This window comes from Eubacterium uniforme, from assembly GCF_900167115.1.
GTDB classification, from domain to species: Bacteria; Bacillota; Clostridia; order Lachnospirales; family Lachnospiraceae; genus Eubacterium_S; species Eubacterium_S uniforme.
Map to the genome: position 1 here is coordinate 22,513 of NZ_FUXZ01000006.1, position 18,293 is coordinate 40,805.

The 18,293-nt window shown below is 31.2% G+C and carries 18 protein-coding genes and 1 pseudogene; 2 read left to right on the forward strand and 17 right to left on the reverse strand.

Annotated elements, in window-relative coordinates; translation table 11 throughout:
• Positions 1-86: 86 nt before the first annotated feature.
• The 7 genes and pseudogenes from cysK to B5D16_RS05300 all read right to left on the reverse strand — a co-directional run bounded on the left by cysK (position 87) and on the right by B5D16_RS05300 (position 8,429).
• Positions 87-1,022, reverse strand: coding sequence for a cysteine synthase A (cysK, locus tag B5D16_RS05270; protein WP_078765935.1), 936 nt, complete (start codon positions 1,020-1,022; stop codon positions 87-89).
• A gap of 252 nt (positions 1,023-1,274) precedes the next feature.
• On the reverse strand, positions 1,275-2,450 hold the full coding sequence (locus B5D16_RS05275) for a MalY/PatB family protein (RefSeq protein WP_078765936.1): 1,176 nt from the start codon (positions 2,448-2,450) through the stop codon (positions 1,275-1,277).
• Between the two features lie 69 nt (positions 2,451-2,519).
• Positions 2,520-3,677: a trans-sulfuration enzyme family protein gene (locus tag B5D16_RS05280; protein WP_078765937.1), complete on the reverse strand. Its 1,158-nt coding sequence runs from the start codon at positions 3,675-3,677 to the stop codon at positions 2,520-2,522.
• 218 nt (positions 3,678-3,895) lie between these two features.
• Entirely contained in the window at positions 3,896-4,738 is an 843-nt protein-coding gene (locus tag B5D16_RS05285) for a MetQ/NlpA family ABC transporter substrate-binding protein (protein WP_078765938.1), read from the reverse strand.
• Positions 4,739-4,938: 200 nt separating this feature from the next.
• Positions 4,939-5,601 carry a methionine ABC transporter permease gene (locus tag B5D16_RS05290; protein ID WP_078765939.1) on the reverse strand — a complete coding sequence of 221 codons (663 nt, stop codon included), beginning with the start codon at positions 5,599-5,601 and terminating at the stop codon, positions 4,939-4,941.
• A pseudogene (locus B5D16_RS05295) lies at positions 5,597-6,310 on the reverse strand (methionine ABC transporter ATP-binding protein); the annotation flags it as partial. The gene B5D16_RS05290 and the pseudogene B5D16_RS05295, both read right to left, overlap by 5 nt.
• A 499-nt stretch (positions 6,311-6,809) precedes the next feature.
• A complete protein-coding gene (locus B5D16_RS05300; protein WP_078765941.1) occupies positions 6,810-8,429 on the reverse strand; it encodes a M1 family metallopeptidase in 1,620 nt (539 codons plus the stop codon).
• 257 nt (positions 8,430-8,686) lie between these two features.
• On the opposite strand from B5D16_RS05300, the gene B5D16_RS05305 reads away from it, so the two are divergent.
• A complete protein-coding gene (locus tag B5D16_RS05305; protein ID WP_078765942.1) occupies positions 8,687-9,517 on the forward strand; it encodes a CPBP family intramembrane glutamic endopeptidase in 831 nt (276 codons plus the stop codon).
• A gap of 80 nt (positions 9,518-9,597) precedes the next feature.
• Here B5D16_RS05305 and B5D16_RS05310 read toward each other — a convergent pair whose 3' ends face one another.
• The 7 genes from B5D16_RS05310 to B5D16_RS05340 form a co-directional block, all read right to left on the reverse strand.
• Positions 9,598-11,058 (reverse strand): sensor histidine kinase, encoded by a 1,461-nt coding sequence (locus B5D16_RS05310; protein WP_078765943.1) that lies wholly within the window; start codon positions 11,056-11,058, stop codon positions 9,598-9,600.
• Positions 11,059-11,080: 22 nt separating this feature from the next.
• Positions 11,081-11,791 (reverse strand): LytR/AlgR family response regulator transcription factor, encoded by a 711-nt coding sequence (locus tag B5D16_RS05315; protein ID WP_078765944.1) that lies wholly within the window; start codon positions 11,789-11,791, stop codon positions 11,081-11,083.
• Positions 11,792-11,964: 173 nt separating this feature from the next.
• The gene (locus B5D16_RS05320) at positions 11,965-12,273 is read right to left on the reverse strand and encodes a hypothetical protein (protein ID WP_078765945.1); all 309 of its coding nucleotides are present in this window, start codon (positions 12,271-12,273) and stop codon (positions 11,965-11,967) included.
• A 151-nt stretch (positions 12,274-12,424) separates the two neighbouring features.
• Positions 12,425-13,168 (reverse strand): YlmH/Sll1252 family protein, encoded by a 744-nt coding sequence (locus B5D16_RS05325; protein ID WP_078765946.1) that lies wholly within the window; start codon positions 13,166-13,168, stop codon positions 12,425-12,427.
• Positions 13,168-14,640, reverse strand: coding sequence for an AAA family ATPase (locus B5D16_RS05330; protein WP_242942993.1), 1,473 nt, complete (start codon positions 14,638-14,640; stop codon positions 13,168-13,170). The genes B5D16_RS05325 and B5D16_RS05330 overlap by 1 nt, the downstream gene beginning before the upstream one ends.
• Before the next feature lie 33 nt (positions 14,641-14,673).
• Positions 14,674-15,219 (reverse strand): M48 family metallopeptidase, encoded by a 546-nt coding sequence (locus tag B5D16_RS05335; RefSeq protein ID WP_078765947.1) that lies wholly within the window; start codon positions 15,217-15,219, stop codon positions 14,674-14,676.
• Complete coding sequence (locus tag B5D16_RS05340; RefSeq protein ID WP_078765948.1) at positions 15,210-15,875, reverse strand: Maf family protein; 666 nt, start codon at positions 15,873-15,875, stop codon at positions 15,210-15,212. Before B5D16_RS05340 ends, B5D16_RS05335 begins: the two co-directional genes overlap by 10 nt.
• 88 nt (positions 15,876-15,963) lie before the next feature.
• Here B5D16_RS05340 and B5D16_RS05345 point away from each other — a divergent pair, with 88 nt between their 5' ends.
• Positions 15,964-16,734 carry a hypothetical protein gene (locus B5D16_RS05345; protein ID WP_078765949.1) on the forward strand — a complete coding sequence of 257 codons (771 nt, stop codon included), beginning with the start codon at positions 15,964-15,966 and terminating at the stop codon, positions 16,732-16,734.
• A 67-nt stretch (positions 16,735-16,801) separates the two neighbouring features.
• Here the strand turns inward: B5D16_RS05345 and B5D16_RS05350 are convergent, their stop codons facing one another.
• From B5D16_RS05350 to B5D16_RS05360, 3 genes are all read right to left on the reverse strand, one after another.
• Positions 16,802-17,413, reverse strand: a complete 612-nt coding sequence (locus B5D16_RS05350) for a leucine-rich repeat protein (protein ID WP_159444290.1) — start codon at positions 17,411-17,413, stop codon at positions 16,802-16,804.
• Positions 17,414-17,545: 132 nt separating this feature from the next.
• Positions 17,546-17,812, reverse strand: a complete 267-nt coding sequence (locus tag B5D16_RS05355) for a DUF1653 domain-containing protein (RefSeq protein ID WP_078765951.1) — start codon at positions 17,810-17,812, stop codon at positions 17,546-17,548.
• A gap of 58 nt (positions 17,813-17,870) precedes the next feature.
• Complete coding sequence (locus B5D16_RS05360) at positions 17,871-18,281, reverse strand: peptide deformylase (RefSeq protein WP_078765952.1); 411 nt, start codon at positions 18,279-18,281, stop codon at positions 17,871-17,873.
• Between the last annotated feature and the right edge of the window lie 12 nt (positions 18,282-18,293).

Genomic DNA, 18,293 nt, shown 5'->3' on the forward strand with positions numbered 1-18,293 from the left:
GATTCCTTGAATCAAAGGAGCCCTCCGCGGCTTTGAGCGGAGTCAGAGATTCTCTGTAAGAGAATCCTCCTTATCTATAACTCAACCTAGTTATTGAATAATGGAGTAGATAAGTATCTATCGCCTGAATCAGGGAGAAGAGCTACGATTGTCTTACCCTTATTCTCTGGTCTCTTAGCTAAAATCTCAGCTGCCTTTAAAGCGGCACCAGAAGAAATACCAACTAAGATACCTTCTGATACTGCGAATGCTTTACCTTCAGCAAATGCATCCTCATTATCAATTGCGATAACTTCATCATATACCTTTGTATTTAAAACATCAGGCACGAAACCTGCGCCGATACCCTGAATCTTATGAGGGCCAGCAACACCTGTTGATAATACTGCACTTGTTGCAGGTTCAACAGCTACAATCTTAACGTTAGGATTCTGTGATTTTAAATATTCACCAACACCTGTAACTGTTCCACCAGTACCAACACCTGCTACAAAAATATCAACTTTACCTTCTGTCTGATCCCAAATTTCTGGACCAGTTGTTTCTCTATGAACCTTTGGATTAGCTGGATTAATGAACTGTCCTAAAATAGCTGATCCTTCGATTTCTTTATTAAGTTCTTCTGCTTTTGCAATGGCACCTTTCATACCCTTAGCACCTTCAGTAAGAACAATTTCTGCACCGTATGCTTTTAAAAGATTTCTTCTTTCAACACTCATGGTATCAGGGAGTGTTAAAATTGCTTTGTAACCCTTAGCTGCTGCAACTGCTGCAAGACCAATACCTGTGTTACCACTAGTTGGTTCGATAATTGTTGCGCCAGGTTTTAATAAACCTTTTGCTTCAGCATCCTCAATCATTGAAAGGGCAACTCTGTCTTTAACTGATCCTGCTGGATTTAAATATTCAAGTTTAGCAAGAACAGTTGCTTCTGTAATCTCTCTCTTTTTTGAATAACCATTAAGTTTAAGTAATGGTGTTTCTCCAATTAATTCTAATGCGCTTTGTTTAATTTTACTCATATGTCATATCCTCCTTCAAAAAGTTCTTTTCTTAACATGTGTATATTCTATCACTTATCTAGTTATTTGAAAAATCTTTAATATTTATCATTAGTTATAAGCATTATTTATAGCAAAGTGTGTCATATTAGATTTGGTTATATATTAGTTTTATAACAACAATTAAATGTTTATTATATAATCTATGATTTTTAATATGCATAATTTTAAATATTTATTATTATAATTCAGTTTACATCCCATCTAAATACTTTAAGTTAGTATCATTTTGATTCTATCTAAACATTCTTTAACTATAGCTCTAGGTGTTGCAACATTTATACGTTCAAAGCCTTCGCCAACCTTACCAAATATCTTGCCACTATCAAGCCAAAGTTTAGCCTCATTAATAATTCTTCGATCCAATTCTTCAAACTCAATTCCAGTCCTCCTAAAATCAAGCCATACAAGGTAAGTTCCTTCACCATCCACAACCTTTACTCCAGGTAAGTTTTCATCAACATATTGCTTTACAAAGTCAATATTTGACTTAACATACTTAAGCATAGCTTCATACCATTCATCGCCATAATTATATGCTGCTTTTGTAGCCTCAAGGCCAAACACACTAAGCTGACTTATTCCAGCAGCATCAAGTTGATGTTTAAACATAGCTCTTAATCTTGGATTAGGAATAAAAATATTAGACATTAGTAATGAAGCCAAGTTAAAAGTCTTACTTATGGATGTACAAACTAAAGTTATATCCTTGTATTCTTCCTTCACCGTAGTAAATACATAATGTTCTCCTTCAAATACAAAGTCATTATGAATCTCATCACTCACTACAATAACTCCATACTTAAGACAGATATCACCCATCGCTATAAGTTCTTCCTTAGTAAAAACTCTACTTGATGGATTATGAGGATTACAAAGGAAAAATAATTTAATATTATTATCTTTAATCTTTTGCTCAAAATCCTTAATATCAATATGATACTTATTATCATCTCCTAAAACCAAGTCATTACTTACAACGACTCTTTCATTATCCTCTATTACTTCAAAAAAAGGATAATATACAGGTTTTTGAATTAACACACCATCTCCAACTTCAGTATATGCTTTAACTGCAAGAGCTAATGCATTAACAACACCAGGAGTTTTTACAAGCCAACTTCTCTCAACATCCCAGTTATGATGTACCTTCATCCATCGTTTTACAGCATTAAAATAATCTTCTCGTCCTTCACTATATCCAAATATTCCATGTTTTGCCCTTTCTACAAGAGCATCCTCAATATACGAAGATGTTTTAAAATCCATGTCCGCAACCCAAAAAGGCAAAACATCTAATGGATAACCACGACGATCAGCGAAATCATACTTCAAACAATCAGTACCTTTTCTGTTTATAATCTCGTCAAAATTCAAATTTCTTTCCATTGCTTCACATCCTTATATGTATAAATTCAGTTTCTAATCATGTGCAATTTTTATACATATCTATTATATTTATTTCTCATCTAATAAACTAAACACTCTATCTAATTCATTAATAAGATCATCTATATCTTCTATGCCAACTGATAATCTGAGCGTTTCATTTGTAATACCATTTTTAAGTCTAACTTCTTCTGGTACATCTGCATGAGTCTGTGTTACAGGATAAGTAATTAATGTTTCTGTTCCACCTAAACTTTCAGCATATTTTATAAGCCGAACATTTGCCAAAACTGCTAGAGCATTTTCTTTGTTATCCACATAGAATGTTAGCATCGAACCAAATCCTCTTGCCTGTTTCTTTATAAGTTCATATCCTGGATGTTCTGGTAATCCTGGATAAAAAACTTTTGTAACATGCTTTTGATTTTTCAACCAATTTGCAATTTTAATTGCATTATCCTGTGATTTTTCCATACGAACACCTAATGTTTTTACACCTCTAAGTATAAGCCAACAATCAATTGGAGCAAGTCCAGATCCTGTTGTCTTTATAAGGAACCTTAGTTGCTCTTTGATACTTTCATTATTTGTTACAATAAATCCAGCAAGTGTATCATTATGACCACCTATAAACTTAGTACCACTATGTATTACCACATCTGCACCAAGTTCAAGTGGATTTTGAAAATATGGAGATAAAAAAGTATTATCAACAATAAAAATCAAATTATGAGCCTTGGCTATCTTTGCAATCTTTCCAATATCCGAAACATTCATCATTGGATTAGTTGGTGTCTCAATAAAAATAGCCTTTGTATTATCCTTTATTTCCTTTTCAATATCATCTTCAGAACAATTGATATAACTAAATTCATAATTATTCTTCTTTGACACATTATCAAAAAGTCTAGTTGTTCCGCCATATAAATCAGCTTCAACTATAATATGATCACCCGGTTTGAACAATTCCATAAGTAATGTAATTGCAGCCATTCCCGATGATAGAGCAAATGCATCTATTCCACCTTCAATACTTGCAATTATCTTTTCTAATTGTTCTCTTGTTGGATTTTGAAGTCTGGTATAATCAAATCCTGAGCTTCTACCAACCTCTGGGTGTTCATAAGTAGCTGTCTGAAATATAGGAAAACTTAAAGCTCCATAATTTAAACATTTCCCTTCATCTTCTTCTAAGTGTATACATCGCGTATTTATTCCTCTGTCCATACATCATTCTCCATATTCTAAAAAATATAGCTAATTTACTCATATCATTTTGGCAAGTTATTTTATATATAAAATACGCCAGATTACATTTGTAAATGTATATCTGACGTATTTTGCACATGTAATTAAGTTCTTTTTAATATAATTATTATATTAAATCTTCGATGATATTATTAATAAAAATTAATGTATCATCATTATTCTATTGTACCCATATCTTATTCAAAAGGAATTACTGCTCCTTCATACTTATCATTAATGAACTTCTTGATTTCATCTGATTTTAATACTTTAACAAGTTCCTTAATTCCTTCGTTGTTTTCATTACCTTCTTTAACAGCAATGATATTTACATATGTTTTAGCTGCTTCTGAATCGCTAGCTTCATATGCAAGTGCATCCTTTGAAACAACATATCCTGCTTCAAGAGCATAGTTACCATTTAATACAACGAATTCATCTTCACCAACAACTCTTGCAACCTGTGCACTTTCAAGTTCATCAAACTTAATTTCTTTTGGATTCTCTTCAATATCATTTACAGTTGCTGTAAGACCAGCACCTTCTTTAAGTTTAATAAGACCATTTGCTTCTAATAAAAGTAAAGCTCTTGCTTCATTTGTTGTATCGTTAGGTATTGCAATTCTGTCACCTTTTTCAACATCATCAAGTGATTTTTTCTTTCCAGGATAAATACCAAATGGTTCGTAATGAATATCACCAGCGTCTACTAAGTGTGTACCCTTTTCATCATTGAAACTATCAAGATATGGTACATGCTGGAAGTAGTTAGCATCATACTCTCCACTTTCAACAACTTCATTTGGCTGAACGTAATCTTCAAATTCTGTAACCTTTAATTCATAACCTTTATCCTTTAAAATCTTCTTAGCTTCATTTAAAATTTCTGCATGCGGAATAGGTGTTGCTGCAATCTTAATTGTCTTTGTTTCTTCTTTTTTGTCCTTACCTTTTGCATTTGCTGCTTTCTTTCCACATCCGCTAAGTGATGATACCGCTAATGCTCCTATTAATGCTACTGCTAATAATTTCTTTTTCATACTTTTAATTTCCTTTCGTGCTATAATTCTTTTTTTCATATATTGTTAGTATCATTTTGATACTATGTAACTTAATAATTTATTTAATAATCTAATATTTTAGATTTTGTAAATATTTGTAACTTAATTTTTGAATTTCTAAATGTTTTATTTCCTTAATTATTTTCTTATCATTTTAAGTTTTCTTTATTATTCAAATCTTATATGTTTCTCTTATCTGTTTTCTTAGCTATAAGATTTCCAGAAGTTTGAAATACCTGAACTAAAACTATTAGTAAAACTACTGTTATTACCATAATATTAGTCTGATATCTATAATAGCCATATCTTACTGCTATATCTCCTAGGCCTCCGCCTCCGACAACGCCAGCCATTGCTGAATAACCAAGTATGGTACCAATTGCAATTGTAATTCCTGATATTATGGATGTCTTACTTTCTGTAATAAGAACATGAATAATAATTCTTAAATTCGAAGCACCCATCGATCTTGCTGCTTCAACTACGCCATTATCAACTTCCTTAATTGACGATTCAACCATTCGTGCTATAAATGGTATAGCAGCTACCACAAGTGGAACAACCGTTGCACTCACACCAGTGCTTCGTCCAACTACAAGTCTTGTAAATGGTATTAGTAAAATGAGTAGTATTAAAAACGGAATACTTCTTAAAACATTTACTATAAAATCAAGAACTTTATATATTACTTTATTAGGTGTAAGTCCGTCTTTATCTGTAACAGCTAAGCATATACCAAGTGGTAGTCCAACCAGATAACCAACAAATGTTGAAGCTAAAGTCATATATAATGTTTCGCCTATTCCATTGATTATCATTTGTCTAATTTCAGGCTCCAACATCACTTATCACCTCCTTAAATATCGTTGCAACTTCGCCTTCTTTTTTTACATGTCCACCCTCAAGTACTGCAACCTTTGTACATATCTTTTTTACAACAGACATCTCATGAGTAATAATAACAATTGTAATATTGTACTTTTCATTAATGTCTTTTAGTAACTCAAGAATTGAAGCTGTAGTTTGAGGATCAAGTGCGCTTGTTGCTTCATCACAAAGTAGAATCTCTGGATTTGCTGCAAGTGCTCTTGCAATGGCAACTCTTTGTTTTTGTCCACCCGACAACTGTGAAGGATAAGCTTTTCTTTTATCAGATAATCCTACAATTTCAAGAAGTTCATATGCTCTCTTTCTTGCCTCTTTCTTTTTAATCCCTTGAATATAAAGAGGAAAACATATATTTTCCACAACTGACTTTTGCATTAGTAAGTTGTAGCCCTGAAAAATCATTCCTATCTTTTCTCGATGTTTCTGTAACTCTTTCTTCTTTAAACTTCCAAGTTCCTTACCTGCAACCTCAACAGTTCCACTTGTTGGTTTTTCAAGATAGTTCATACATCGAACCAATGTTGATTTTCCTGCTCCCGACATACCAATGATTCCATAAATATCACCTTTTTCAATATCGATATTTATATTATCAAGAGCAATTACTTCTCCGTTTTTATCCACGAATGATTTGGATAAATTCTTAATTGAAATCTCTGACATATTTAGCACCCTTTCTAATTTTCATTCTCTAAAACATATAAACAATTAAAAACGAATGAGTTCTTAATCCCCTATAGGCCTAACAAGAATTACTTGTTCTTATGAGAATCAATTTTGATAACATGTTTCTCACAAGTTATTTTTAATATCTCATGTCCTTGTCGATTGACAATATAAATGATAAGTGATGAAACATTCTTTGTAAAATATTGATAACCTATCATTTGTTATAGCTGTTATTTATATCTATATCTCTCGCTTGTGTTTTGGCTATATCTAGATTAATGAGTGAATGTACATTTTTCTCTATTTTCCCCTATTTACACCATCCTCTACATACATAAGCAACTTACCTTTACGGCCGTTTCTACATCTTTAGCCATAACGGCCGTTTTTGGCTTTACTTTCACACAAACATCCCAAATTCTATAAAAAAGAACCAGAAATCATCTGATTTCTGGTTCTTCATCTTCAAATTCATATAATCTAATATTCCCCCCTACATAGCATCAACAATCTCATTTCCATAAAGATACTCTTTAAACAACTTTTTAAAGTCGCCCTTATCTTTCCAGAAATTTAAAAACTTTTCTGTAGTTACTTCATCAAAGGCAAAGGTTTTAACATATTCCTTAAGACATTTAAGATACTCTTCTTCGCCTAATTGCTTATACATCTCATAATGGAACTTGCCACCTTTTATGTATATGGCCATGTATAATAAATCCTTATCCTTATTAAACTCATAAAGATTTGACATGAATTCTGATTTATCCTTTGGTGGTTCAACATCTTTAAACAAAGTCATATATGCATCTATGATATTGCCCATATCATAATCTTTTTTACCTGATTTATAGTTATATAACTTCTCACTAAAATTAGCATAACTTTCATCAAGCCATGGTTCATTTATTTCATCATCACCAACAATACCATAGAACCACTGGTGTGCTATCTCATGACAAACAACATCATGTACCTGTTCATTAAAATATTTTCTATCTGTTTTTGCGAATTTCAAATCATCTTCACTAATTGAAATCATAATAAGGCCTGGATACTCCATACCACCTACGCCCTGTGACTGAGCAGTCATTGTAATATCAAAGTCATCATATGGATAACCACCATATAATTCATTATAAATTTCAAATGATTTCTTTGCACACTTAAGCGCTTCCTTCGCATTTACCTTATATTTCTTTGGATAATAAACATTTATATCTATATCATCGTAAGAATCACTCATCACTTCACACTTCTTTGATGTAAAAAAAGCAAAATCTCTTACATCTTTGGCATAATATGTTCCATTCTCCAAAGTACCAGTAGCTGCAACCTTAAATTCTTCTGGAGCATTTATCTTAACTTTATAATCAGCAATCTCTGTATAGAATGCATCACCAACTTCAACATATGGATTACAAGCCCATTCACCATTCTCATAAATAGCTGGCGAAATTATAAAGTTACCAACATTATATTCACCATTATAATATCCAAAACGATTCTGAAGTTTTGGAATCGTCACTTTATAATCCATCAAGATTTCAAGAGTATCATTACTCTTTAAAGTTTCTGGAAGTGTAAGACTATATACTGTTCCCTTAACCCTTGTTAATTTACAATCTTTATCTCCAATCTTTATAGACTGCACACAAGTCATATCCTTATCAGAATCACTTGAACTCTTATCCTTTTTATTATAAGCATATCCCTTACTATATGCATTTGGAATTATGTTAAAATACATTTCATTTAGATCATCTTCACTATCATTTACATAAATTAATTTCTGATCAATATCAAGTGTAGATGATTTATCATCAAAATCAACATTAAGCTCATAATAGTTTTTTCTTCTTCCAGTTTCATTCTTAAGAATATCCTTACCTGACTTTTCTCTTTTTCCCTTCCAGTCCATAAAGTTTAATTCGTCATCTTGTTCTAATTTCTCTGTGGTTGTTTCAACCTCAGATTTAAGCGTCGTCTCTTCAACTATACTTTCCTCTGGAACAACCATCGTCGTTGTTGTAACATCTGAAGAAAATTTATCACAAGAAGTTAATGCAAGCATTGACATTGCAATTAGAAATACTAAATTTCTTTTTTTCATACCGCTCCTTTCGTCTTTATAAATTTTTTCATATTTATCACACGTAATCTATATAAAGATTACCATATCAAGCCCATTTTCCTTATAACTTAAATTCATTATAGCATTAAGTAATGTAAAAAACCTTAATTAATTCTTAACATTTATAATTAAGATTTTTTTAAGATTTAGATTAAGGAAATATTAAGCATTACAGATTATTATTTATATGTATTTGAAATACAAACTATGAAAAAATTGAGAAGAAAGGGAATAAAATGAAAACAAAAAAATTATTATCAGGTGTATTATTTGGAGTATTTATTACATTTATTTATCTAATAGGAATAAATGTGATTGGGGAAATCATAAAAGAAACTAACGACCAAAAATTATTTATGAATTATGGTGCTAGAATTATTTTTAGAATAGCTCTTTTCGTAATCAGCGTTCTAGTAATCAAAAAAAAGCTGAACATTAAATTCGGTTGTAATTCTAAAAACATTATACTAGGAGTTTTTTGGTATGGTTTGTGTTTCATAGTAATATACACATTAAACATTCATGATGAATTCATGAAACCTGAAATTGGCTTAATTAAAGCATTACCTAAAGTCTTCATGATTTTTTTCGAAACCATGTCAATTGGTTTAATTGAAGAAACACTGTTTAGAGGAATATTCTTTAATTCATTTAAAGCTCGTTTTGGTGAAAGCAAATCAGGAATTACCAAGTCTGCGCTTATATCATCAGGCATATTTGGAGCTTTGCATTTGCTAAATCTTACTGGAAATCCCAAAATAGTTTTAGCAACTATTTCTCAAGTATTATATGCAACTTTCTTTGGTTTTATATTCTGTGTAATCTACTACAGAACAAAAAACTTCTGGTCAGTTGTAATCATCCATGGCCTTGTTGATTTTACTGGAAATTTCTGGGGTGCCTTTGCGAAGAATACTTCTAAAGTCTTATCAAATGCATCAAAATCAGACTATACTATAAGCTATTCAATTTTTGTTGTTTCAATCGCTTTATTATTCTTAATATCCGGAATTTTACAGTTAAATAAACATTACAAAAATAAACAATTTTCAATAATTAATAACTAATTTATCCGTTTATATTTCAAATACATAGGCAATCAAAAAGAGGCTTGCAAACAACAAGCCTCTTTTTTCATCATTAATATCTATCTTGGTATCATAATTGATAAAACATATTCCTTATCATTTGATTCTGCTTTAATAATACCATCATATTTTTTCACTGTATTTTTAATGCTTTTAAGCCCAAATCCATGATGAATGTTATCTTCCTTTGAAGTATATCCTGTATTTTCAAATATAGTTTCAACATCCACCTTATCTGCAACAGCATTTGCTAATTTAACGATACAAAAATTATCTGTTCTTTTAATTATCATCTTAATCCATGTATCATTTTCAACCATTTTAGCGGCTTCAATTGCGTTATCCGTCGCATTAGCAAATACATTGCAAATGTCCATAGGTTTCATATTAAGGCCACCCTCTATAGCACCATCAAGCGAAAACTTAATGTTTTCTTCCTTCATCTTATCGACCTTCATTGCGACAATACAATCAAGCATTTCATCACCAGTATTATACTCAGGTGATAATGCCTTAATATCACCAATCAATGTATCCAAATGCTTTGAAGCTTCCTCTTCTTTACCACTTTCCATCATCATCTTCATAAGCGACAAATTATTAATTATATCATGTCTAAATGCATTCGTATCAACCTGAGCTTTTTTATACTGTTTAATATATTCAAGTTCAGCCTGAAGATATGTCTCCTGCATTACATTCTTTTCTTTTATGGCTAAATCCGCTGTTTTTGCAACGATATAGAAAGGAACAAACATTGCTAGAACTGGAATCATAAAACCACCTAAAACACTTAAAAGTTCATATCTTTTTTCAATTGATAAATCCACTTGAGCAAATACTTTCTCAATCCAAAAAGATGTTAATATAAACCATCCTACAAGTAAGATTCTATCTCGTATTCTTACAATATACGTCTTATCCTTCTTGTAATATCCCAAATAAAGCATCAAAATAAGAATAACTGCAATAGTAAAACTTATAAGTTCAATGTAAAACATATGTACATAATATGCTTCTGTTATCATACTAAATATCTCATCATATATGGATGCCTTTCCTCCTCTTAAGAAAATATATGAATAGATAATTGCCTTATTCACATAAAAATAATAACAACGAAGACAAATCGTACTTTCTATTGCACGTAAAATTCTTTTTTTACTATAAACTACAAGGAAAAATAAGAATGCCGCAACATACATAGCTGCATCAACCGCTTTCGACATAAATTCAGCATGTTTATAAAATGCTACTACTCTTGGATCCTCAAGGTTTCCTTCCATAACTCCCTGTAATACTTCTTTTGGTACAGAAGCCTCGTAGATAGCTTCAATTACGTAATATCCTATTTGAACAAGAATAATTGAAATAATACCAAAAGCTATTTTCTTCTTTGTTAATTCTGCCGTGTATCCAAGAAAACAATGTGCAATTAAACATAATGTAAATACCGCAATAACATAATGAATAGTTGTTAATGCAGATGCAATATATCCCAGTAACTGATATATATCCATAGTTCCTCCAAATTAAATATATTTAAAAAGCTTCTTTTTCAACATATGCATATAAGGCACTTTTTAATTCTTTGATTTTGTTTCTACTAACTGGGACAACAACTTCACCACCAAAATATTCAAGAATAATTTCATTCTTAACAAGTTTTTTAACTCTCGCAAGTGAAACTATATAACCTCTATGCACTCTAAAGAAACCGTCATTTTTAAGTTCATTTTCATAATCTCCAATGTTATGTCTTACCAAAAAGTTTCCAGCAGTAGTATAAATCATAACATACTGATTCTGTGCTTCTAGATAAATAATATCCGCAATGTTAATAAAACGTTCATAGCCTTCATCCTTAATCATAAGCTGATTCATGCTAACGCTCTTATCCATTACGAATCTTAAAACCTCTTTTAATTTTCCTTCTTTAATTGGCTTTGTTAAATACCTAAGTGCATTAACTTCATATCCTTCCAAGGCATACTCCACATGCCCAGTAAGAAAAACAATATACGCAGTTTCACTTTTTTCGCGTATCTTCTTCGCTAAATAAATGCCATCCATCTTAGGCATTTCAATATCAAGAAACAATAAATCGTAGGGGTTCTGTTCAAAAGCTGCAAGCAGTTTTTTCCCATCATCATACATATCAACACAAACGTCAATACTTCGTGTCAGCTTTTCTATCAACTCCTTAGCTTGCCTACCGAATAATTCCTCATCATCACATACCGCAATTCTCATAACATACCTCTAAATAAGCATAATAAAACCGAGGTTGTTTACGCAACCTCAGTTTTCATTATATCACAGATATTAAAAAATAAAAATTCCCCCATTCAACTTTCTATGTTTGTACGACTATACTTTTATGCCTTCCCCTCTTCATAAATTTTTTCACGATTATTTCTACTCAATTATATTATAATTTCCGTTTTCTTTTCTTTTTCTACTTCTTTTTTAATTTCGTTAATACCCTTATTTTTCGATAAAACCAATCCAGCATAGAGAATTGCAAGTCCAATGAAAATAATATCATTAAACTTTAACTTATTCCCCATTCCAATTCTCATTACTGGAATTAGTCCCCAGCAAATAGCTGTAGCAAGATATAGATTTCTTGTAAATCGCCTTTTCCTTAATAAATCACTTTTACTAGTTATTTCTTCATCATCCAAGAAATAACTCCTCAAATTGCCCTGAAAACTTTTCTTGTTCTTTTCCATCTTTATCTCCTTTTTTCAAGCACATTTTGAATTATAACAATCGTTATCCTCTTCGTTAAAAAATTGTCGTGAATTGCATTAATTTTGTCGTGAAGAGTATTTTTACTTTTTATTCAAATTTTATTCCAATGTATTTCTGTATGCGGCATCTTTATTTATATATTCTTATTTTACAATTAATCTTTCCCTTTTTAGTTTCACTAAGTTCCTCTGAGAATTCAAACTTTCCATGCCCTCTTACAGAAATAATATCTCCAGCACTTAAAGCCTTTGCATTCTCTGTACAAACTATGCCATTAAGGAAAATATAGCTTTGTTTAAATGGAGTTAAAACTTCCTGTCTTGACATGTTATAAACTTTTGCAATAACAGCATCAATTCTTGTGCTTGCAACTTGAATAACCTTATCTTCTAAAGTTGGAGCAGTTAAATCTTCTATATCATCTGCCACAACTACTTTAACTGATGTATGTTTAACTCTTGTCAGATTTTCAATTATATAATCAGCTATTGTATCCTTGCAAAACACAAGTGCTGCCTTATCTTTCACATATATATCCCCTAGCACCTCTCTCTTAATTCCAAGATTCATAAGCGCCCCAAGAAAATCTCTATGATTTAATTTGTCGGCAAACTTCGCTGCAAGTGGTGAAATCTTTAAAGCAACAATCGGAAAATCAATAACATATCCTATATCATCTTCGCTTCCAAATCTAATCATCTTTCGCTCTGCTATTTCACACCCACCGAAAACTTGGGGCGATGCATATCTTAATTCATTCTCATAATCATAAAAAACCGAAAGCTCTGCCATGGATAAAAAGTCCGTAAATACAAACTGTTCATTATTATAACTTCTATCTGCTAATTCTCGTAATCTTTGTATATCGTCCATTAATTAACCTTCAAATCCTCCTTGGTAATCTGTGCAAGTTCCTCATTTGTAATATTCTCTTTACCATAAAGTCTATTAGCCTGGTTAGTAACCACCTTTTCAAAATAATTTCTAACCTCTCTACCATTTGCGAAATTATCAGGTCTATCAGTATACATTTCAGCAAATAATTTCTTAACTTCATCCTCTACTTCTTTTTCAAGAACATATCCATTCTTTTTACAAACAACTTTAAAGATTTCTATCAATTCATCATTTGTATAATCCTCGAAAAGAATATACTTATTAAATCTAGATTCCAAACCAGGATTTGCTTTAATAAAATCCATCATAAGATCTGGATAACCTGCTACAATCACAATAAAATCATCACGATTATCTTCCATTGCTTTAAGAAGAGTATCTATTGCCTCTCTACCATAATCATTCTCACTATTTGAGCATAAAGTGTAGGCTTCATCTATAAATAGTATTCCACCCATGGCGCTTTGAATAGCTTCACTTGTCTTAATTGCTGTTTGTCCAACATATCCAGCTACAAGGCCTGAACGATCAACTTCTACCATATGTCCCTTTGAAAGAATACCAATCTTACAGTATATCTTTGAAAGAAGTCTTGCAACTGTTGTTTTACCTGTACCAGGATTCCCATAGAACACTAAGTGATTAGATACAGGTAGTGAAACCATGCCACGTTCAACTCTAATTCTATTAAGTTCCTGAAGATGAATTAAATTATTTATTTCAAGTTTTACAGATTCAAGACCAATTAATGAATTTAATTCTTCCATTAGTTCTTCAAGAGTTCTTGGATCTTCTTCCTTTTCCTCCTCTTCATCTTCAGTTTCATTTAATTTTAAACCTTTAGTTATTCCGGATTTGCTACTATCTTTTTTAGCCTCACTATTTTTTAATGGCTTTGCATCTGAATAGTCGTTCGCTATATCCATAGAAATGCCATCTTCTAAACGCTTCTTATATTTAGCATTCTTCTTAGATGCGTACTCTCTCATTTCCTTAATATAGTTTTTAACATACTTATCCTTACCAAATACATCCTCTTCATCAGCATATACCATAAATAAACCAATAACTTGGAATAAATAAACTATGTATTCAGTAAGGGTAACATCTCCATCTATTGAATATCCCTGCTCTTTAAGTGCCTTATCAATTCTTAGTATAAATCCAAGTGTAAATGGGCACTCAAAGAAAACTTCTGAAAACTTCTCATCTGATAATACTTTAGCCTTTTCAAGTATTTCCTCAGCATCAAGACCAACCATTTTTCTGATTGTTCTAAGTTCACTTGCAGTAACCTCGCCATCTTTCTTTGCAATAGCAACTGCAAAGAGAGCAAGTTCTAATCTTATTCCCCTATCAATATCGTCATCACTTTCTCCTGTCATGACCATATAATCTTCTACAAGATTAATTATATTATCTATAGCTTCCTTTATTTTTTCTAACATACTACTCCTTTATACTCCATTTATTTAACGACCTTAAAATGCGCGCATCATTAAGGTTTTACCTTCTGTTTTAAGCCATTTCTCAGCAATTTTATAATCAGGCATTTCGCTTCTAACCAAACTCCAAAATTCCTTTGAATGATTCATATGTATTCTATGGCAAAGTTCATGTATTATTACATAATCTCTTACATAATCAGGGGCTTCCATAAGCAAACAATTAAAATTCAAATTTCCCTTAGCTGAGCAACTTCCCCATCTAGTTTTTTGATTTCTTATTGTAATTCTCCCATAAGAAACACCTATATTCTTTGCGTATTTTTCAACTAACTTTGGGAAAATTTCTAACGCCCTACTGGCCATATTATTTATATCTTCATATGTAAATCTATCAAGTTTTTCATACTCTTCATTTATTTTTCGTTGTCTATTTATAGCCTTTATTATCCACTCTTCATGTTCTTTTATAAATTCATTAATCGCTTTATTTGACATGCGAAGTGGAGCCTTAACTATAACATTTTCATTTCTATCTACAGAAATTGCAATCGTCTTTCTCTTACTCTTTATTATTTCCAATTTAACAAACCATCCAAATGTCTATATATTTCATTAACAGGTAATCCAACTACATTAAAATAATCACCATCAATCTTTCTAATGTGTTTAGAGAATACTCCCTGTATGCCGTAGCTACCGGCCTTATCCAAAGGATCACCAGTTGCAACATAATCAGCAATTTCCTTATCTGTAATATCATCAACGTATACATCAGTTTTAGAGTAGAATTTCTGGATGAGTAAATCCCCAATTCTTGAAGCACTATCAACTTCTTCGTCTACATTACTAATCAAGCAAACACCTGTATAAACCTGATGTTTCTTACCTGCTAGCGATCTAATCATCTTCGTAGCATCTTCTTCATCCTTAGGCTTTCCTAAAACCTTGCCATCATTATAAACTATAGTATCAGCACCTATAACTAATAATTCGTTTTCCTCTGAAGCATTAGCATTTGCTGTAGATTTAATCATCTCTACAACATCCATAGCCTTAATAAAAGCTAGTTCTTTCACATATTCCTCAACATTTGTAAACTCTATATTCTCTTCAACTGTTGAAGGTATAACCTCAAATTCTGAATATATATTACCAAGTAATTCCTTTCTTCTTGGTGATGCCGATGCTAAAACAACTCTCATTTTAAGCCTCCAAATTCTCTTTACGTTCTTCATCAATCACTCCCTATTATAACACTTTCTTGCTAAATACCATATATTATGATATAAAAAGATTATATTTATATAAGGGGATTTACGGTATATGAAAAGATTTTTAAAAATATTAGGAACGTTATTTACAATATACGTATTCTGCATGATTTTATATGTAGTTTCCGGACTAACACGTTGCTCATATGGCATAATAAAAACTGCGCATGAAGCTTCGTATTTACCAAGTGAAAAAGCATGTGAAGAAGAATTACAGAAGTACCTAAGCGATAGATACCATGAAGACTTCATAATACCAGATAACGCAACAACACTGCAAAAAGGCAAACACTACTATCGAATAGTACGTTTTCAATTAAAGAATGATAACAGTGATACACCAAAAACATACGAAGCATATGTTACATATACATCAAAAAAAGATTCTACTCCAATTATAGTTTGTGATAATTATTATATAGCTAAAGTTGAACCTATTTTAAAGGAATATCTAGATGAACAATATGGTCAAAAAGCAACTAAGCTTAATCTTCTAGGACAGATTGATTGTGCAGAAGGATTTGCTGCAGAAGTTCCTATTATAAAAACACCTGAAGAAGCCGAAGAATTTATACAAAAATATAAAATAGATTTTACTTACATCATTTTTAATAGGACAGATGCAGAGCAATTAAAAGAAAATATTAACAGTACATTTTCACAATACTCTGATGATTATGTACAAATTAGAATCATCTCTGGTTATAGCGATGATATACAAAATGAAATAGATAATTCATTAAAACTCGGCGAAGAAATCAAAGTACCAACAGCAAGTTCTAGCTATGACGAAACTGTTATTAAATCTGATATTTATAAATAAAGCAAAAGACCTCTAATCATTAGAATTAATCTTCTAATAATTTGAGGTCTTTTGTATTAACTATACACTACATTAACTTTTTAATAGTATATCTATATCCCTTACATTTTGCTTTCTTTAAACGTAACTTCATATTCTTGATGCATTCACTTGAATATATAATAGTCATTTTGCTATTACCCTTTTTATAGAATGCCTTCTTTCCATATCTTAATGAAACCAAAGAATAAATATATACCTTCTTAAGTTTTTTACAATTGTAAAAAGCCTTAGCTCCAATCTTTTTCAAATAAACAGACTTTATTCTCACCTGTCTAATCTTCTTATTATTCTTAAATGCATTCTTTCCGATTGAACGAACAAAATACTTAAATCCGTCTATTTTAACTGTATCCTTAATTACAACTTTTCTTACAGACTTTTTCTTAAGTCTAATAACTTCAACGCTACCTTCACCGAAAGTCCCTGTATTTGCTCGTTTAGTTATTTTGAAATTAAGAACACCATCAGAAATCTTCTTTCCTTTTTTAGGTCCATACTTAACCTCTTTGTTTGTTTTTTCTGATTCAGTATTAACATTATCTTCATCATCTTTTCTAATATGAATAATATCGTTAGCATCACTCCCAACATATGCTCCTAATTCATCAGCAAATGCATTCTCACTCTGTAAACTCATAAAAGAAAAAGCCGAAATGCTAAAATATATAATTCCCTTTTTTAACAATTTTAACTTCATCCATTCTTCCTCTCATCCTTAGTATATTTACCCCCACACAATTTGATATTATATCATAAATAATTATAATTTCTAGGCTTTTTCAAACCTATATTTCTGCTTAATATCAGGATACTTGTTCCTATCAACCTCACTTATAAACATATCATATGGTCTTGCGCACATAAACTCCTTATCATATAAAGCCTTATACACTATAAGTTTTTCCTTAGTTTCAGTATGTTCTGCAATTCCAACAATCTCATATAGATACATATTTGTTTTTAATTCTTCATCTGATAATGTTTCCCTTTTAAAATGTTTTACAACATCACCAGGATTAAAATTTCTATCACACATAAATAATGTCCTTTCACATAATCTTTGATTTTAATCAATAAAGATTTTAATCTACAATTTAAATAATTATTCCTTCTAAATGATCACACTCATGCTGAATAATCTGAGCCACATAACCCGTAAACTTCTGGCTTTTCTTTTCAAAATTCTTATTATAATACTCAACTAAGATTTCTTCATATCTCTTGGTTTTTCTTTCACCATCAAGTGAAAGGCAACCTTCCTCTGTTTCGTATTCACCCTTCTTACCAACTATAACAGGATTAATCATAACCATATTAGCGAATCCTAAAGACACAATTATAATTCTCTTATTATATCCAATCATATTTGCTGCCAAACCAACGCAGTTGTCAGTATTTGCTCGTAGTGTATCCTCTAAATCAGTAATAATCTGCTTATCATCCTTTGTAGCTTCTATTGATTTTTTCTTAAGAAACATAACGTTTCTAACTATCTTTTTTACCATACCCTGCTCCTT

Bases quoted from the DNA above. Each gene is read 5' to 3' on its own strand.
- B5D16_RS05330 (WP_242942993.1), bottom strand. From the start codon at position 14,640: ATGTTAGAAAAAATAAAGGAAGCTATAGATAATATAATTAATCTTGTA.
- B5D16_RS05315 (WP_078765944.1), bottom strand. From the start codon at position 11,791: ATGAGAATTGCGGTATGTGATGATGAGGAATTATTCGGTAGGCAAGCT.
- B5D16_RS05300 (WP_078765941.1), bottom strand. From the start codon at position 8,429: ATGAAAAAAAGAAATTTAGTATTTCTAATTGCAATGTCAATGCTTGCA.
- B5D16_RS05290 (WP_078765939.1), bottom strand. From the start codon at position 5,601: ATGTTGGAGCCTGAAATTAGACAAATGATAATCAATGGAATAGGCGAA.
- B5D16_RS05310 (WP_078765943.1), bottom strand. From the start codon at position 11,058: ATGGATATATATCAGTTACTGGGATATATTGCATCTGCATTAACAACT.
- B5D16_RS05275 (WP_078765936.1), bottom strand. From the start codon at position 2,450: ATGGAAAGAAATTTGAATTTTGACGAGATTATAAACAGAAAAGGTACT.
- B5D16_RS05285 (WP_078765938.1), bottom strand. From the start codon at position 4,738: ATGAAAAAGAAATTATTAGCAGTAGCATTAATAGGAGCATTAGCGGTA.
- cysK (WP_078765935.1), bottom strand. From the start codon at position 1,022: ATGAGTAAAATTAAACAAAGCGCATTAGAATTAATTGGAGAAACACCA.
- B5D16_RS05320 (WP_078765945.1), bottom strand. From the start codon at position 12,273: ATGGAAAAGAACAAGAAAAGTTTTCAGGGCAATTTGAGGAGTTATTTC.
- B5D16_RS05360 (WP_078765952.1), bottom strand. From the start codon at position 18,281: ATGGTAAAAAAGATAGTTAGAAACGTTATGTTTCTTAAGAAAAAATCA.
- B5D16_RS05355 (WP_078765951.1), bottom strand. From the start codon at position 17,812: ATGTGTGATAGAAATTTTAATCCTGGTGATGTTGTAAAACATTTTAAA.
- B5D16_RS05325 (WP_078765946.1), bottom strand. From the start codon at position 13,168: ATGGACGATATACAAAGATTACGAGAATTAGCAGATAGAAGTTATAAT.
- B5D16_RS05350 (WP_159444290.1), bottom strand. From the start codon at position 17,413: ATGAGTTTACAGAGTGAGAATGCATTTGCTGATGAATTAGGAGCATAT.
- B5D16_RS05305 (WP_078765942.1), top strand. From the start codon at position 8,687: ATGAAAACAAAAAAATTATTATCAGGTGTATTATTTGGAGTATTTATT.
- B5D16_RS05280 (WP_078765937.1), bottom strand. From the start codon at position 3,677: ATGGACAGAGGAATAAATACGCGATGTATACACTTAGAAGAAGATGAA.
- B5D16_RS05340 (WP_078765948.1), bottom strand. From the start codon at position 15,875: ATGAAGAACGTAAAGAGAATTTGGAGGCTTAAAATGAGAGTTGTTTTA.
- B5D16_RS05345 (WP_078765949.1), top strand. From the start codon at position 15,964: ATGAAAAGATTTTTAAAAATATTAGGAACGTTATTTACAATATACGTA.